The 13,989-nt window shown below is 64.2% G+C and carries 16 protein-coding genes; 6 read left to right on the top strand and 10 right to left on the bottom strand.

Going from position 1 to position 13,989, the window contains the following annotated elements:
* Nucleotides 1-105: 105 nt before the first annotated feature.
* The gene (locus ABIA90_RS38345) at nucleotides 106-1,860 is read left to right on the top strand and encodes a SulP family inorganic anion transporter (RefSeq protein WP_354121443.1); all 1,755 of its coding nucleotides are present in this window, start codon (nucleotides 106-108) and stop codon (nucleotides 1,858-1,860) included.
* A gap of 13 nt (nucleotides 1,861-1,873) precedes the next feature.
* Here the strand turns inward: ABIA90_RS38345 and ABIA90_RS38340 are convergent, their stop codons facing one another.
* Entirely contained in the window at nucleotides 1,874-2,323 is a 450-nt protein-coding gene (locus tag ABIA90_RS38340; protein ID WP_354121442.1) for a DUF3085 domain-containing protein, read from the bottom strand.
* Nucleotides 2,320-2,559, bottom strand: a complete 240-nt coding sequence (locus ABIA90_RS38335) for a hypothetical protein (protein ID WP_354121441.1) — start codon at nucleotides 2,557-2,559, stop codon at nucleotides 2,320-2,322. Before ABIA90_RS38335 ends, ABIA90_RS38340 begins: the two co-directional genes overlap by 4 nt.
* Before the next feature lie 397 nt (nucleotides 2,560-2,956).
* Here ABIA90_RS38335 and ABIA90_RS38330 point away from each other — a divergent pair, with 397 nt between their 5' ends.
* Nucleotides 2,957-3,175 carry a hypothetical protein gene (locus ABIA90_RS38330; RefSeq protein ID WP_028151408.1) on the top strand — a complete coding sequence of 73 codons (219 nt, stop codon included), beginning with the start codon at nucleotides 2,957-2,959 and terminating at the stop codon, nucleotides 3,173-3,175.
* A 126-nt stretch (nucleotides 3,176-3,301) separates the two neighbouring features.
* On the top strand, nucleotides 3,302-4,309 hold the full coding sequence (locus ABIA90_RS38325; protein WP_354121440.1) for an LLM class flavin-dependent oxidoreductase: 1,008 nt from the start codon (nucleotides 3,302-3,304) through the stop codon (nucleotides 4,307-4,309).
* A gap of 12 nt (nucleotides 4,310-4,321) precedes the next feature.
* Here ABIA90_RS38325 and ABIA90_RS38320 read toward each other — a convergent pair whose 3' ends face one another.
* The 6 genes from ABIA90_RS38320 to ABIA90_RS38295 are packed head-to-tail and all read right to left on the bottom strand — an operon-like array spanning nucleotide 4,322 to nucleotide 8,936.
* Entirely contained in the window at nucleotides 4,322-5,197 is an 876-nt protein-coding gene (locus ABIA90_RS38320; protein WP_354121439.1) for an amidohydrolase family protein, read from the bottom strand.
* A 13-nt stretch (nucleotides 5,198-5,210) separates the two neighbouring features.
* Nucleotides 5,211-5,603, bottom strand: coding sequence for a RidA family protein (locus ABIA90_RS38315; protein WP_354121438.1), 393 nt, complete (start codon nucleotides 5,601-5,603; stop codon nucleotides 5,211-5,213).
* Between the two features lie 23 nt (nucleotides 5,604-5,626).
* Complete coding sequence (hpaH, locus tag ABIA90_RS38310; protein WP_354121437.1) at nucleotides 5,627-6,430, bottom strand: 2-oxo-hept-4-ene-1,7-dioate hydratase; 804 nt, start codon at nucleotides 6,428-6,430, stop codon at nucleotides 5,627-5,629.
* A gap of 3 nt (nucleotides 6,431-6,433) precedes the next feature.
* Nucleotides 6,434-7,294, bottom strand: a complete 861-nt coding sequence (locus ABIA90_RS38305) for a fumarylacetoacetate hydrolase family protein (RefSeq protein WP_063985892.1) — start codon at nucleotides 7,292-7,294, stop codon at nucleotides 6,434-6,436.
* Between the two features lie 55 nt (nucleotides 7,295-7,349).
* Nucleotides 7,350-7,967 (bottom strand): flavin reductase family protein, encoded by a 618-nt coding sequence (locus tag ABIA90_RS38300; RefSeq protein ID WP_354121436.1) that lies wholly within the window; start codon nucleotides 7,965-7,967, stop codon nucleotides 7,350-7,352.
* Between the two features lie 3 nt (nucleotides 7,968-7,970).
* Nucleotides 7,971-8,936: a Bug family tripartite tricarboxylate transporter substrate binding protein gene (locus ABIA90_RS38295; protein WP_354121435.1), complete on the bottom strand. Its 966-nt coding sequence runs from the start codon at nucleotides 8,934-8,936 to the stop codon at nucleotides 7,971-7,973.
* Between the two features lie 129 nt (nucleotides 8,937-9,065).
* On the opposite strand from ABIA90_RS38295, the gene ABIA90_RS38290 reads away from it, so the two are divergent.
* From ABIA90_RS38290 to ABIA90_RS38280, 3 genes are all read left to right on the top strand, one after another.
* Complete coding sequence (locus ABIA90_RS38290) at nucleotides 9,066-9,875, top strand: IclR family transcriptional regulator (RefSeq protein WP_354121434.1); 810 nt, start codon at nucleotides 9,066-9,068, stop codon at nucleotides 9,873-9,875.
* 311 nt (nucleotides 9,876-10,186) lie between these two features.
* Nucleotides 10,187-11,482 (top strand): O-acetylhomoserine aminocarboxypropyltransferase, encoded by a 1,296-nt coding sequence (locus ABIA90_RS38285; protein ID WP_354121433.1) that lies wholly within the window; start codon nucleotides 10,187-10,189, stop codon nucleotides 11,480-11,482.
* Between the two features lie 4 nt (nucleotides 11,483-11,486).
* On the top strand, nucleotides 11,487-12,269 hold the full coding sequence (locus ABIA90_RS38280) for an alpha/beta fold hydrolase (protein WP_354121432.1): 783 nt from the start codon (nucleotides 11,487-11,489) through the stop codon (nucleotides 12,267-12,269).
* A gap of 134 nt (nucleotides 12,270-12,403) precedes the next feature.
* Here ABIA90_RS38280 and ABIA90_RS38275 read toward each other — a convergent pair whose 3' ends face one another.
* Both ABIA90_RS38275 and ABIA90_RS38270 read right to left on the bottom strand, forming a co-directional pair.
* Entirely contained in the window at nucleotides 12,404-13,357 is a 954-nt protein-coding gene (locus ABIA90_RS38275) for a sulfonate ABC transporter substrate-binding protein (RefSeq protein WP_354121431.1), read from the bottom strand.
* Nucleotides 13,358-13,379: 22 nt separating this feature from the next.
* Nucleotides 13,380-13,601, bottom strand: a complete 222-nt coding sequence (locus ABIA90_RS38270; protein ID WP_166104507.1) for a hypothetical protein — start codon at nucleotides 13,599-13,601, stop codon at nucleotides 13,380-13,382.
* Nucleotides 13,602-13,989 lie beyond the last annotated feature (388 nt).

Raw genomic sequence — 13,989 nt, 5'->3', positions numbered from 1 at the left:
CATAGCGCCGGGGCACTGTTCAGCCTGCTGCGGGCGTAATAGCCTGATCGGTCCAACACATCATGCGGGGCAAACTTGCTCAATGCGGGCTGGGAGAAGCCATCAATGAAGCGCTGGTTGCCCGGACTCGACACTCTCCGTCAATATGAAGCAGCATGGCTTCCGCACGATATCTTCGCCGGCATCGTCCTGGCGACAATGCTGGTCCCGGTCGGCATTGCCTATGCAGCTGCATCGGGCCTGCCGGGCATCTACGGTTTGTACGCAACGATCGTGCCGCTGCTCGCCTACGCGCTGTTCGGCCCAAGCCGCATTCTCGTCCTTGGCCCGGACTCGGCGCTGGCGGCAATACTCCTTGGAGTCATCGCTCCCTTGGCTCAGGGCGATCCCCTGCGGGCCGTGACACTCGCGGGCATGATGGCGATTGTCTCAGGGACGGTCTGTATCCTGGCAGGTGTCGCGCGCCTTGGCTTTATCACCGAGCTTCTCTCGAAGCCGATACGCTACGGGTATATGAACGGAATTGCCCTGACCGTATTGATCAGCCAGCTGCCCAAGCTCTTCGGCTTTTCCATCGAGAGCGAGGGGCCACTGCGAAGCCTGTGGGCGATTGTCAGCGCGATCCTTGGGGGGCGGATAAACTGGGTCGCGTTCGCGATTGGCCTCGCCACGTTGATCGTGATCCTGCTTCTCAGAAACAACAAGCGGGTACCGGGCCTTCTGATTGCGGTCGTTGGGGCTACGCTCGTCGTCGGGGTGCTTGATCTCGGGACGCAATACGGCGTCAAGGTGCTGGGCCCCCTTCCCCAGGGCCTGCCGGGTTTCGTTGTCCCATGGGTCACCTCTAGCGACCTCGTGCCGGTGCTGATCGGCGGTTGTGCAGTAGCGATGGTTTCGTTTGCCGATACGAGCGTACTTTCACGTTCCTATGCTGCGCGATTGGGGTCTCGGGTCGATCCCAACCAAGAGATGGTCGGGCTCGGTGCCGCCAATCTGGCGACGGGATTTTTCCAGGGCTTCCCGATCAGCAGCAGTAGTTCACGGACACCCGTTGCGGAAGCCGCCGGTGCCCGCACTCAACTCACCAGCGTCGTAGGCGCGCTTGCCATCGCGTTGCTCCTCCTGGTCGCGCCGAGCCTGCTCCAACATTTACCCACCGCCGCATTGGCCGCCGTCGTCATCGCATCGGCGATTGGCTTGATTGAAGTTGCCGACCTCAAACGAATCTATCGCATTCAGCGGTGGGAATTCTGGCTGGCGATCGTCTGCTTTGTCGGTGTAGCAGTGCTCGGAGTCATTCCAGGAATTGGTCTTGCGATCGCAATCGCTATCATCGAGTTCCTGTGGGACGGTTGGCGCCCACACTCCGCCGTATTGGGGCGCGCCCACGGCGTCAAAGGCTATCACGACATCACACGATATCCGGATGCGCGCCGGGTCCCCGGGCTGGTCCTGTTTCGCTGGGATGCACCTCTGTTTTTTGCCAACGCCGAATTCTTCAGGGAACGCGTCCTGGATGCCGTAGCGACATCGCCAACACCCGTGCGTTGGCTAGTTGTTGCCGCGGAGCCGGTCACGAGCGTAGACGTCACCGCCTGCGACGTGGTTGCCGAACTGGACCGATCGTTGCACGCGCAAGGCATAGAGTTTTGTTTTGCCGAACTCAAAGATCCCGTGAAGGACAAGCTGAAAAGATTTGGCCTCTTCGCGCAGCTTGGAGAGAATTACTTCTTCCCGACAATCGGCGTAGCCGTCGCCCGCTATCTCGAAACCAACAACGTGGAATGGGAGGACTGGGAGGACGACGATGTGCAGGGCTTGGAGAGAGTAGCGGGCCAAGATACCGCGTCTGGTCCTTAGCCGAGATTCAGACTCAAACCCGACAACTGCGTCCTGACGTGGTGTCATTTTTGTCCCGGATGCGCAGCGATTGCAGTCGTATGCTCGCCGTCCCTTTTTCGACGACAGCCACCGTCATCGCGTCGGGCTCGAAGGTCACCTCGAGGTCGGCGCCGGCATCGACGGCAGTGCCGATCATCACCAGATCGACGAATTCCCTCCCATCGTTATCGCCGAAGATGGCGCGCTTGATACCCAACCAACTTTGGACCGGCACCCTGACCGGGTCGCATTCGTTTGCGTAGGCCAGAGTCACGCTGCCCCGAGGCCTGGCGCCGTTATGCACGAGATAGATGCCTTGGCCACCGACAAGCCAGAAACCGGGTGAATCTCGACCGTTCATGGCTCGCACCGAAACCGGCCATTGCCGGACGGCCTCGTTCCAGAGCGCCTTCAGCCTTGCATGAGGGAAGGTCAGCTTCACTGAAGTTGGTTCCGCCGAGCTGCGTAGTTACGAGTTGCGATCGCGTCGGCAATCTGGTCGCGTGGCACAACGCACACGATCTGGGCATCATTCGGCAGGGCGAACGTCAGCCAATAGGTTTCGGCGTCGTACGCGGCGATCACCACGACGGCTTCGACGTAGGCAGCTTTGCTGTTGTCGGCGACGGAAAACCCAGCGTCCGTCAGCGCGATGCGTTCCTGTTCGTCAAACTTCACGGCGTCATCTCGTGTCTGGAGGACGCCCCCCGTGACTCGCGATTTACCCACACCGCTTACGGAAACCTCGTTAAATCGCATTAAGGTTGTGAAGGCTTGGCAATGTCCGGCGACGACGGGAGCCCGACGACTCAAGCGTCACGGCTGCGCGAACGAGACCCAAGCCGTTGAATGATCTTTCTTGTCAGCGCCGCGTCCCTCAATACTCGGCAGGCATCCACTGGTGGCGCCGCAGCGCCCTGCCGCGACTGCGTCCAGATGTCGCGCTCCTCGTCCATGGTCAGGACGATCGGCATCGGCTTCGGCTGGATCGGTTGTTACCGCGATTTAACTGGCTGATCTCTCCGGATCGGGCGAGGGCTGCACGCGAGCACACCGTCCGCGAGAACGACCAACAATGCCGGAAATTGAAATCACCGACGAGTGCCGCGCTCTGATTGCGGCCGAGTTCCCGTCCGACGATACCGGACAACGCCTGGCAAGCGGCAAATGGCAGATACAGATCGATGAGGTGACGTGGCAAATGCTGCACAAGGCACGGCGGCCCGGCGAGTCAGTATCGGACTGCATCATTCGCGTTATCATCATCATCCAGCACAAGCGCGGCTTGCTGTAGCTGCCGCCAACGGGAAAGGTGCCGGCCACATCTCGACCGAATGAAAAGCGCGCGCTAACATTTCCATAATAAGCCACTACATGTGAGGCCGCAGCGCACATCGCACTCCCACCCGGTACGCCAAACATGATCCCCTTCTCCGTGCTCGACCTCGCTCCCATCCGAAGAGGTGGCGATGCGGCGCAGGCGTTCCGCAACTCGCTCGACCTCGCCCAGCATGCCGAGGGCTGGGGCTACAAGCGGTTCTGGCTGGCCGAGCATCACAACATGACGGGCATCGCGAGCGCGGCGACGTCGGTGGTGATCGGGCATGTCGCGGGCGGGACCAGGACGATCCGGGTCGGGTCCGGCGGGATCATGCTGCCGAACCATTCGCCGCTGGTCATCGCCGAGCAGTTCGGCACGCTGGAGTCGCTCTATCCCGGGCGGATCGATCTCGGGCTCGGCCGCGCGCCGGGCACCGATCAGTTCACCGCGCGGGCATTGCGGCGCGACCTCGCCACGAGCTCCGAAAACTTTCCGCACGACGTGCTGGAGTTGCAGGCGCTGCTCGGTGATGTCCAGCCGAACCAGTCGATCCGCGCCGTGCCCGGCTTTGGGACGAAAGTGCCGCTCTGGATCCTGGGATCGAGCACCTTTGGCGCGCAGCTTGCCGCGATGCTCGGGCTGCCATTCGCGTTCGCCTCGCACTTCGCGCCTCAAATGATGATGCCGGCGCTGCGCGAATATCGGGCGCGCTTCGAGCCGTCGGCGCAGCTCGACAAGCCCTATGCGATGGTCGGCGTCAACGTGTTCGCCGCCGAGAGCGACGCGGAGGCGCAGAGGATGTTCTCCTCCCTCCAACAGCAGTTCATCAATCTGCGCCGCGGCACGCCCGGCCCGCTGCCGCCGCCGGTCGACGACATGGACGCGCTGTGGTCACCGGCCGAGAAGGCCATGGTTAGCCAGTCGCTGTCCTGCTCCGCCGTCGGTTCGCCTGAAACGGTCGAGGAGAAGCTGAAGGCGCTGATCGCCGAGACCGGCGCGGACGAGCTGATGACGACGGGCCAGATCTACGACCACGCCGCGCGGCTGCGCTCGTTCGAGATCGCAGCCGAGGTGCGCGACCGGCTGGCGGCGCAGCCGGCGGTGTGAATCAATTCCGCCCTAGTCCGGAAAGCCGAACAGCTTTGCCGGATTGTGCACCAGGATCCTCTCCAGCTCGGCCTGGTCGGGCGCGTAGCGGTACATCAGCTCGAGCAGGTCGGCGTCGTTGGGCGGCTGCTTGACGGAGACGGGATGCGGCCAGTCGCTGGCCCAGACGCAGCGATCGATTGCGGCCTCGATATAGGCGCGCGCGATCGGGATCACGTCGTCATAGGGCGGGCCGGCCTGCGAGGTCTTCTCGCCGAGCGACAGCATGACCCAGAAATTGCCCTTCTCGAGCAGCTCCAGCATCTTGCGCAGGTTCGGATCATCCTTGCCATTCGAGGGCACGGGCCGCGCCATGTGGTCGATCAGCACCGGAACGTCGAGATTCTCGTACTTGGCGACGCTGGAGACGATGCCGTCCTTCTCGGGCTGGATCTTCACGTACCAGCCGAGCTCGCGGATGCGCGCGATGGCGCGGGCGAAATCGGCGTCCGACAGCACGGCGCCGAGCTCCTGACGGAAGCTGAAGCGCGCGCCGCGCACGCCCGCGTCATGCAGTTTGGCGAGATAAGCGTCGTTCGCCTCCGCGAACACCAGCGCATTGGCGCAGCCGCGATAGTTCGGGCCCATCGCGGCGAGGCCGTCGAGCACGACGGAATGATCCGCACCATAGGTCGTCGTCTGCACGATGATGCCGCGCTCGATGCCGAGCGTCTTGTGCACGCGCAGCGCTGCTTCCCAGGTCGCGCTCGGCATCCGATAGGCCGCGCCGGGGCGCTCCGGATATTTGTCGATGGGTCCGAGCACGTGAAACTGGCTGTCGACAGTCTTCGGCGGCGGCGCCTTGACCGGGCGACGGGGATTCGGATCGAACGGCAGATAAGTCGGCATACGCAAAGCTCCCTCAGTCGATCACGGCGGTGAAGTCGCACTGCACCAGCGCGCCGCCGTCCATATTGTCCATCGGCAGCGCGTGACGCGCCGGGCGCGAATGCTCGTCCGGAAACATTTTTAGCCACTCGACATTGACCGGGCCGCGCTGCGTACGGTCCTTCAGCCACACCGTCATCTTGATGATGTCGTCAGTGGTGCCGCCGGCGGCTTCCACCGTCGCCTTCATATGCGCGAACATGTTGGCGCATTGCGCGTCCAGGCTCGCAGGCATCACGCCGGCCGCATCACGGCCGAGGATGACACCGGACATCACGAGACTGCCGATGCGGCAGGCGTTGGGAATCGGGTTGGCATGCTTGAAGCCGCCGATGTGGATGCTCTTGCGCCGCGTTTGACCCGTCATGGTGCGCTCCCTCTCTTATTGGTTTAGACGAACTGGCACGACACCGAGCCGAACGCGCCATAGTCGGCATGGAACGTGTCGCCGCGGCGGATGTCGACGGGACGGGTGAACGATCCCGCCAGCACCACCTCGCCGGCCGCGAGATGTTCGTCATGCGGCGCAAGACGGTTAGCGAGCCAGGCGATGCCGTTGGCGGGATGATTGAGTACGCCGGCCGCAAGCCCGGTCTCCTCGACCTCGCCGTTGCGAAACAGCAGCGCGCCGATCCAGCGCAGGTCCGCGTCCATGGGACGGAACGGGCGGCCGCCAAGCACCAGCGCGGCATTGGCCGCGTTGTCCGAGATCGTGTCCATGACCTTCCGCGTTTTGCCGGTCTCGGGATCGACGCGATGCATGCGCGTCTCCAGGATTTCGAGCGCAGGCGTGACGTAGTCGGTGGCGTTGAGCACGTCGAAGATGGTGCAGTCAGGTCCGCGCAGCGGCGCCTTCAGCACGAAGGCGAGCTCGACCTCGATGCGCGGCGCGTGAAAGCGGTCGAACGGGATCGGCGTGGCGTCGGCATAGAACATGTCGGCGAACAGCACGCCGTAATCGGGCTCGGAGATGCCGACCGCGTTCTGCATCGCCTTCGAGGTCAGGCCGATCTTGTGTCCCTTGATAACACGGCCGCGGCCGAGCTGCAGTTTCGTCCAGGCGCGCTGGATGGCGTAGGCATCCTCGATGGCGAAAGCGGGATACTCCTTCGAGAACATCGGGATCAGCGTCTTGCTGCGCTCGGCCTCATCCAGGCGCGCGGCGAGGCGTTCGATCGTGGCGGTATCGAGCATGGCTTACTGCTCCGCGGCGACGGTGTTGCGCAGAACGCCGATACGACTCGACTCGACCTCGACGACGTCGCCCACCCTAAGCCAGCGCGGCGGATCGAAACGCGCGCCCGCGCCCGTCGGCGTGCCTGTTACAATCATGTCGCCGGGCTTCAGGGTGGCGAAAGTGGAGAGATAGGAGATCAGGAAATCGAACGGGAACATCAGCCGCTCGGTCGTGTCCTGCTGCCGCACCTCGCCGTTGACGCGCGTGATGATGTCATGAGGCCCGCGCGGATCGAGCTCGTCAGACGTGACGATCCACGGCCCGATGCTGCCGGAGCGATCGAAATTCTTGCCCTGGGTGACGTTGAACTTGCCGTGGCGCAGCCAGTCGCGGATCGTGCCCTCGTTGCACAGGGTCATGCCGAAGATGTGCGACCAGGCTTTGTCGCGCGGAATGTGGCGGCCGCCCTGGCCGATCACGATGACGAGCTCGCCCTCGTAGTCGAGCTGCTCAGATACATGAGGCTTCTCGAGCGGCTGGCCGGCGCCGGTCATCGACGAGATGCTGCGCACGAACAGGCTGGGATATTTGGGCAGGTCCGAGCTGTCTTTATACTCGGCATTGCGTTCGGCGTAGTTGACGCCGATGCACCAGAGCTTTTCCGGCGCCAGCACCGGCGGAAGCAGGACGAGGCTTTCCAGCGCGTAGTCGGGTTTTTGTCCGGCCACCGCTTCCTGCGCATCGGCCAGCGCGTTGGCTGCAATCAACGCTTTCACGTCGGAGAAGTCGCGGCCGATCCGCCTGGTCAGATCGACGACACCGCCATCCACCGCCGCGCCATAGCGCAGCTCTCCGTCCAAGAGATAGCTTACGAGTCGCATTGTCGTGTTCTCCGATGGTCTTCAGGCACATAGGCCGGCGCGATGGGCCGCGCGCTCAGTCTTTGGATTTGGGCGTCTGGAAGACGGTGTTCAGCGTCACGATCTCGCCGAGACGGGCGTAGCGCGGGCCGCCGATGCGCGCGATCGGGTCGAGCGCCGCGGTCTCGACCTTGCCGTCGTTCACGAGGCCGTCGCGGATGTGGAACATCAGGACCTCGCCGACGATGAGCCGGCTGCGGGCATCGCCGAATTCGAGGCACTGCCGGAAGCGGCACTCCATCGCCACGGGCGCCGCCGCAAGCCGCGGCACCTTGATCCGCTCGCAGGGCAGCGTCTCCAGCCCGAGATGCTCGACCTCGCTGATTTCAGGCGGATGCTCGACCGAGCTGTCGTGCACTGCGGACATCAGCGGGGTATCGGCGATGTGGATCACATATTCCTCGGTGTCGAGGATGTTGTGCGCGGTGTCCTTGTAGTCGGCGCCCTTGCGGCCGACGCTGATGGCGAGCATCGGCGGCTTCTGCGAGACGAAGGTGAAGGCGCTGAAGGGGGCGAGGTTGAGCACGCCGGAGCGCGACAGGCTCGTGACCCAGGCGATCGGGCGCGGCACCACGATGCCGGTCATCAGCCGGTAGATGCGCTCCGCGCCGAGCTCGGTGGGGTCGATCCGCATCGCTCAGTCAGCCTTGATGTTGGCCTTGCGCACGACCGGAATCCACTTGGCGTCCTCGCGCGCGAGATAGGCCTTGAACTCGTCCGGCGTCATCGGGGTGGATTCGCCGCCAAGCTTTTCGAACTTGTCGATCACACCGGGATCTTTCAGGATCGCAACCAGCGTCTCGTGAAGTTTGTCGACGATCGGCGCCGGCGTGCCGGCAGGCGCGAACAGGCCGGTAAAAGTCTGGCCGTCGAAATCCTTGTAGCCGAGCTCGGCGAAGGTCGGGACATCAGGCAGCGACTTCAGGCGGTGCGGGCTGGTGACGGCAAGCGCACGGAACAAGCCGGCCTTGATGTGCTGGAGGCTGACCGTGAGCTGGTCGAATGCGAACTGCACCTGACCGCCCAGGAGATCGTTGATCGCCGGCGCGTTGCCGCGGTAATGCGCGGTGACCCATTGCAGATCGAGGCTCGACTGCATCAGCTCGCTGAGCAGATGGTTGGTGGTGCCGGGGCCGGGCGAGGCCATGGTCAGCTTGCCGGGCTCGCGCTTGGCGAGCTCGATGAATTCCTTGAACGTCGTGGCCTGCACGGACGGGTGCACTTCGAGCACCAGCGGCGTCATCGAGATCGTCGAGATCGGAACAAAATCCTTCTTCCAGCTATAGGCCTCGCGCTTGTTGATCTCGGTCGCGAACAGCACCGGGCCGTTGGCGCCGACGAACAGCGTGTAACCGTCGGGCGCCGATTTCGCGAAGGCTTCGCCCGCGATCATGCCGCCGGCACCGGCCTTGTTCTCGATGATGAAGGGCTGGCCGAGCTTTTCCTGGAGCTTGTCGGCGACGATCCGCGCGGCGCTGTCGACATTGCCGCCGGCCGGATAGGGCACGATCAGCTTGACGCTGCGCGCCGGCCATTGCTGGCCCGATGCGGGTCCCGCCAGCATCGCGGCTGCGGCAGCTATGGCAATCCAGATTAATCTCATGTTAACCTCCCGGCGGCGCTTCCAATTCCATATCGAATGCCGTGACGTCGCGCATGGCGCTCGATCGCGGCGCAATCTCCAGATGAGCGCTTTACCTGTCGAGTGAATTGTGGCGTTCTTGTCCATAATATGGACAAGACAAACTCCGCAAGATCCGCCCGCGGAACGGCAGAGCCGCGACAGGGCGCGCAGGCGATCCGGCGCGCGCTTGCGGTGCTGCGTATTCTTGCCGCAGGCCGCGAAGACGGGGTGCCGCTGGCCGAGGTCGTACGCGCGACCGGCCTCACCCGCCCGACCGTGCATCGCATCGTCCACGTGCTGATCGAGGAAGGCATCGTCGAACGGTACGAGCGAACAGGCCGCTACGCGATCGGCAACCAGGTGCCGGAGCTCGCACTTGCACGCCCGCGGCCGTCGCGGCTGCTGGTCGCGGCAAATCCGTCGCTGCGGCGTGCCTCCACTGAGATCGGCGACACGCTGTTCCTGACGGTGCGGACCGGCAACGATACGCTGTGCGTAGACCGCAGGATTGGCATCTATCCGATTCAGGTGCTGTCGATCGAGGTCGGTGCGCGCCGGCCGCTCGGCGTCAGCAGTGCAGGCGTCGCCATCCTCGCCGCGATGCCGGCGCAGGACGCGCGAAAAATCGTCGCGGCCAACGAGAAGCGGTTCGAGGCCTACCGGACCGACGTCGCGACGGTGCTGGGCCAGGTCACCGCCGCGAGACGGCTGGGGTATGGCATGAGGGAGATCGGCCTCGTGCAGGGCACGAAATCGATCTCCACCTGGATCAAGACCCCGGACGGACAGCCTGCCGCGGCGATCACCGTCTCCGCCGTTCGGACGAGGCTCGGCCCGCGCCGCGAGCATGAGGTGGCGGAGATTTTGCTGCGGGAGGCGCGGATCATCGAGCAGGCGATCGGCGGGAACGTTAGCTAGCGCGGACGGTGCCGCTTCACCTCTCCCCGCTTGCGGGGAGAGGTCGGATCGCCCCCGGCGATGCGAAGCATCGTCCGGCGCGATCCGGGTGAGGGGGTACAGGTCCCTCAACGACCGCACGTGTGGAGAGAGGCCCCTCACCCCAACCCTCTCCCCGTAAGAACGGGGCGAGGGAGCGCACTGACGCTGCGGCCACGGCTCGCATCACACTGCGCACTGCGAGCCGCCGCCCGGCGCTGTCAATGGGCTGACGTGCCGCACCATTTTGTGGCACAACGGCCGCCTCCGCCGATCGACCAACGAGGCCACGCATGCCCGCGCCGAAACCGCCTGCCTTCGAGACCCTGAGCCTGCATGCGGGCCAGCATCCGGATCCCGCGACCGGCGCCCGCGCGGTGCCGATCTACCAGACCACGTCCTACGTGTTCCAGGATTCCGACCACGCCGCCGCGCTGTTCAATCTGGAGCGCGCCGGCCACATCTATACGCGCATCTCCAATCCGACCACCGGTGTGCTGGAAGAGCGGCTCGCGGCGCTCGAAGGCGGCGTCGGCGCGATCTGCACCGCGAGCGGCATGGCCGCGCTGCATCTGGCCATCGCGACGCTCTTGAATGCCGGCGACCACATCGTGGCGTCGAGCTCGCTCTATGGCGGCACCATCAATTTGCTGGCGCACACGCTGCCGCGCTTCGGCATCACCACGACCTTCGTCAAGCCGCGCGACCTCGACGCGTTCCGCACGGCGATCAAGCCGAACACGAAACTCGTGATCGGCGAGACCATCGGCAATCCCGGGCTCGAAGTGCTCGATATCCCGAAGGTCGCGGGAATCGCACATGAGGCAAAGATTCCGCTGCTGATCGACAACACCTTTGCCACGCCCTATCTCAGCCGCCCGATCGAGCTTGGCGCCGACATCGTCATGCACTCGGCGACCAAGTGGATCGGCGGCCACGGCATCGCGATCGGCGGCGCCATCGTCGACGGCGGCCGGTTCGACTGGCGCAGCTCCGGAAAGTTCGGCGTGCTGACTGAGCCCTATGGCGGTTATCACGGCATCGTCTTCGACGAACAGTTCGGCACGGCGGCCTTCATCATGCGCGCACGCACCGAGGGCCTGCGCGATTTCGGCGCCTGCCTGTCCCCGACCAACGCGTTCCAGCTCTTGCAGGGCGTGGAGACGCTCGGCGTGCGCATGGACCGCCACATCCAGAACACACATCTGGTTCTGGAGGCGCTGAAGTCGAACAAGGCCGTCGATTGGGTCCTGCATCCCTCGCTGGAGGACCACACCGACTATCAGCTCGCAAAAACGCTGCTGCCGCGCGGCGCCGGCTCGATCGTCTCCTTCGGCATCAAGGGCGGGCGACCCGCCGGCCGAAAATTCATCGAATCGCTGCGCATGATCAGCCATCTCGCCAATGTCGGCGATGCCAAGACGCTGGTGATCCACCCGGCCTCGACCACGCATCAGCAGATGGATGCCGAACAGCTCAAGGCCGCCGGCATCGGCGAGGAGCTGGTGCGGCTGTCGGTCGGCATCGAGACGGCAAGCGACATCATCGACGATCTTGCGCAGGCGCTGCGCATCTCGCAAAAGGTCTGACACCATGAAGCTCACTGTCAACGGCGCCGAGGTGTTTGTCGCAAACGGCGGCCGCGAGTTCGACAAGTCCCTGCCCGCGGTCGCCTTCATCCACGGAGCCGGCTTCGATCACTCGACCTGGGCGCTGCATACGCGCTGGTTCGCCCATCACGGTTTTGGCGTGCTGGCCCCCGACCTGCCCGGCCACGGCCGCTCGGCTGGACCTTCGCTGGGAGGCATCGCCGAGATGGCGGACTGGACGGCGGCATTGCTCGCTGCGGCGGGCGTGGCGAAGGCGCACCTGATCGGCCATTCCATGGGATCGCTGATCTCACTGGAGACGGCGGCGCGTCATCCCGACAAGGTCTCCGCGCTGAGCCTGATCGGCACCGCCGCGACCATGACAGTCGGCCCGGATCTCCTGAAAGCGGCCGAAGCCAACTCGCAGGACGCCAACGACATGGTGTCGATCTGGGGCCTCGGCTTCAACGCCGAGCTCGGCGGCAGCCTCGCGCCGGGCCTGTGGATGCATGGCGGCGCACAGGCGGTGCTGAAGTCTTGCGAGCCCGGCGTGCTGTTCAGGGATTTGTCGGCCTGCAATGCTTACGCGAATGCACTCACCGCTGCGGCGAGCGTGAAGGTGCCTGCTACCCTCATCCTCGGCGAACGCGACATGATGACGCCGGCGAAAGCGGGCAAGGCGCTCGCCGCGGCGATCCCGCATGCGAAGACCGTCGTGGTGCCGGGCGCGGGCCACATGATCATGGCCGAGCGCCCGGATCAAGTGCTGGCGGCGCTGAAGGGCTGAGGGTTTAGATAGAAGACAGCCTCCACGGGCGTCAGGGCCGGGCTTGTCCCGGCCATCCACGTCTAGCTATTCGGGACGAAGAACGTGGATGCCCGGGACAAGCCCGGGCATGACGACGTCTTCCTAGCCTCATCTTACGAACCCGGCGTCCACTTCCAGACGATGTCGGAGACGTTGACCGGCTTCGGGATCAGGCCGAGCTTTGCAAAACGGTCGGCGACGGCCTGCTGCGTCCTGATCACCTCGGCGTCGAGCGGCACCACGCTGTAGACGGAGCGGTTGACGAAGCGCCTGACAGCTTCGATGTCCACGCCGGTCGCCTCGGCCTGCGCCTTTGCGACCTCCTCGTGATGCTGCTCCGCCCACTTGCCTTCGGAGGCGAAGGTCGTGTTGAGCTTCGCGACCAGCGACGGATATTTCTCGACGAAGTCGGTGTTGGCGATGTAGTAGGCGTTCGGCTTGTGCACGTCCTTGTCGAAGACGAGAACGCGGGCGTTCTCCTTCAATTCAGCGAGCGCGAGATAGGGATCCCAGATCGACCAGGCGTCGACCGAGCCTTTCACGAAGGCCGCCGTCGCATCGGCCGGCGCGAGCGGCGCGGGCGTGATGTCGGACCAGGACAGGCCCGCCTTTTCGAGCGAGGCGACCAGGAGATTGTGCGCGCTCGATCCCTTGCCGAAGGCGACGCGCTTGCCTTTGAGATCAGCCAGCGTCTTGATCGGCGAATCCTTCGGCACGATGATCGCCTGGTTGTCGCCCTCGGACTTCACCGCCGCGACATATTTTATCTTTGCGCCGCCCGCTTGCGCGAAGATCGGCGGCGTGTCGCCGACGAAGCCGAAATCGACGCTGCCGACGTTGATCGCCTCCAGCAGCGGCGGACCGAACTGGAAGTCGATCCATTTGACTTCGATGCCCAGCGGCCTGAAGGCGTTTTCGAGCGTTTGACGCTGGCGTACCGCCGGGAAGAATCCGCCCTTCTGGGTGCCGATGCGGATTTCCGCCGGCTTGTCCTCGGCGCGTGCGGGTGCGGCCAGGGCGGTTGCGAGGAGAAGCGCTGCGGTCAGGATATGTCGTCGTGCAATCATGTTGCGGTCCTTTACGTCAGGTTCAGTTGGCGAAGAGTGAGGAATTGGCGCGGCGGCTCCGCTCCGAAAACACCGCACGCGCGGCTCGTTCGGCCTCGCGCGCCGAGCGGAACTGGCGGCCTTCGAGGCTGTCGAACAGGCGCTCGGAGGAGAAGAAGCGGAAGCCGCGCTCATCCCTTGTGATGATACCGGCGGCGCGGTCCTGGATTTCAATGATGTAGGCGTTCGACTGTGTCTGGGACATGACTGCTCGTTCGCCGGAATTTCGGCGTTCCTGTCGTGGGATTTGTGCTGTGGGAGGTTGCTAGGAGACGATCAGCAACAACAACAGGTGCCTGTTGCCGCCGAGAAACAGCGCCGCGTCATGCACGCATGCATGTCGTCAAGGTTACGCTGGTGATCGGTTCTCATATCGCGGCATCAAGCTCGAGGAGCAGTTTCGATGCTGCGAATATCGAGCGATTGGCGCGTTCGGTCAATGAAATGGCTATCCATATTTGGCACGAGCGCGCTGGCGCGCTTCTCCCGGCGCAAGCACCAACAGACGGATTCATCTCGCGACGAGTTCAACAGGCGCGGGCGGCGGGCATGGTACGCTCGCGCAACGTCAAAACAGACAATTTGGGAGATCC

Origin of the sequence: Bradyrhizobium sp. LA6.8, from assembly GCF_040547935.1 — a bacterium.
Classification (GTDB): domain Bacteria; phylum Pseudomonadota; class Alphaproteobacteria; order Rhizobiales; family Xanthobacteraceae; genus Bradyrhizobium; species Bradyrhizobium barranii.
The sequence above is the reverse complement of the archived record's forward strand: the minus strand, read 5'-3'. Positions and strand labels throughout refer to the sequence as shown.

Coding starts and splice junctions, on each gene's coding strand:
- ABIA90_RS38345 (WP_354121443.1), top strand. CDS start 106: ATGAAGCGCTGGTTGCCCGGACTCGACACTCTCCGTCAATATGAAGCA.
- ABIA90_RS38330 (WP_028151408.1), top strand. CDS start 2,957: ATGCCGGAAATTGAAATCACCGACGAGTGCCGCGCTCTGATTGCGGCC.
- ABIA90_RS38325 (WP_354121440.1), top strand. CDS start 3,302: ATGATCCCCTTCTCCGTGCTCGACCTCGCTCCCATCCGAAGAGGTGGC.
- ABIA90_RS38320 (WP_354121439.1), bottom strand. CDS start 5,197: ATGCCGACTTATCTGCCGTTCGATCCGAATCCCCGTCGCCCGGTCAAG.
- ABIA90_RS38315 (WP_354121438.1), bottom strand. CDS start 5,603: ATGACGGGTCAAACGCGGCGCAAGAGCATCCACATCGGCGGCTTCAAG.
- hpaH (WP_354121437.1), bottom strand. CDS start 6,430: ATGCTCGATACCGCCACGATCGAACGCCTCGCCGCGCGCCTGGATGAG.
- ABIA90_RS38305 (WP_063985892.1), bottom strand. CDS start 7,294: ATGCGACTCGTAAGCTATCTCTTGGACGGAGAGCTGCGCTATGGCGCG.
- ABIA90_RS38300 (WP_354121436.1), bottom strand. CDS start 7,967: ATGCGGATCGACCCCACCGAGCTCGGCGCGGAGCGCATCTACCGGCTG.
- ABIA90_RS38295 (WP_354121435.1), bottom strand. CDS start 8,936: ATGAGATTAATCTGGATTGCCATAGCTGCCGCAGCCGCGATGCTGGCG.
- ABIA90_RS38290 (WP_354121434.1), top strand. CDS start 9,066: ATGGACAAGACAAACTCCGCAAGATCCGCCCGCGGAACGGCAGAGCCG.
- ABIA90_RS38285 (WP_354121433.1), top strand. CDS start 10,187: ATGCCCGCGCCGAAACCGCCTGCCTTCGAGACCCTGAGCCTGCATGCG.
- ABIA90_RS38280 (WP_354121432.1), top strand. CDS start 11,487: ATGAAGCTCACTGTCAACGGCGCCGAGGTGTTTGTCGCAAACGGCGGC.
- ABIA90_RS38275 (WP_354121431.1), bottom strand. CDS start 13,357: ATGATTGCACGACGACATATCCTGACCGCAGCGCTTCTCCTCGCAACC.
- ABIA90_RS38270 (WP_166104507.1), bottom strand. CDS start 13,601: ATGTCCCAGACACAGTCGAACGCCTACATCATTGAAATCCAGGACCGC.